We start from the raw sequence: 916 nt of genomic DNA, 5'->3' as shown, positions 1-916 counted from the left end.
ACCCGAACTTCTCGTTCTTCGGCAACAATTCGACGTCCAGCACGACAGCGTCGAACATGACTGCCAGTACCGTCTATTCGGGCTATGCGTCAGCGCGCACGCAGCAGATCATTGCAGCGGGCGCAGCATATCAGCTAGGACAGGCCACGCTTGGTGCCATGTACACCAACACCCAGTTCCGGGGTCTTGGCGCACTAAGTGCCCTGAATTCGCTGCACTATCATGGCAACGCCGCGTTCCACAATGCCGAGGTCAGCTTCAAGTATCTCGTGACCCCCGCGCTGAATCTGGGTATCTCCTACGACTATACGAAGGGCTACGGCGTCAATCACGCGGCCTATCACCAGGTCGACGCAGGTGTCGATTATTTCCTGTCGAAGCGGACCGACGTCTATATTTCCGCGATTTACCAGCATGCGACGGGAACGGACTCTACTGACAAATCGGCGGTCGCGAACATCACGGGTTTCTCAGCCTCCTCAACGGGTAATCAGTTCGTGGCGGTAACGGGAATCCGGCACAAGTTCTAGGATGTCTTCCGCAGAAGCTGGAGGAATCGACCGGGAATGGCACCATCGGTCGTGGACTCCAGCGCTTTTGCATTTTCGCTCAGACAGATCCCGTTATGCGAAACCTTCTTGCTAACGTCCGAATTGGCGTCCGACTTGGCGCCGGCTTTGCGCTCGTGCTAATCCTTCTTTGCGTGACAGGCTCCGTCGCCCTGTTCCAGACAGCTCGGGTGCACAACGGGGCAGTTCAGTTTGCCGATAGCTGGCTGCCGAAAGTCGCTGTGCTTGGGGACATTCGTACATGGGCAAACAACGTTCGCAAGTCAACGCTACGAAGTGTGCTTGAAACGGATCCCGTGCAAAAAGCATCCCAGCGCATCATGAGGGACTTTGCGCTTCGCACACTC

At 56.4% G+C, this 916-nt stretch carries 2 protein-coding genes; both read left to right on the top strand.

Features of this window, described 5'->3' with window-relative positions; all coding sequences use genetic code 11:
• Window positions 1–530: porin (locus tag AB3X98_RS41995; RefSeq protein WP_368607203.1), on the top strand; the 530-nt coding region annotated here is incomplete at its 5' end.
• A 95-nt stretch (window positions 531–625) separates the two neighbouring features.
• On the top strand, window positions 626–916 hold a 291-nt coding region (locus AB3X98_RS41990; RefSeq protein ID WP_368607202.1), incomplete at its 3' end, for an MCP four helix bundle domain-containing protein.

The sequence above is a fragment of the Paraburkholderia sp. BR14312 genome (genome assembly GCF_040948675.1).
GTDB classification, from domain to species: domain Bacteria; phylum Pseudomonadota; class Gammaproteobacteria; order Burkholderiales; family Burkholderiaceae; genus Paraburkholderia; species Paraburkholderia nodosa_A.
This window is presented reverse-complemented; position numbering and strand designations above follow the sequence as displayed.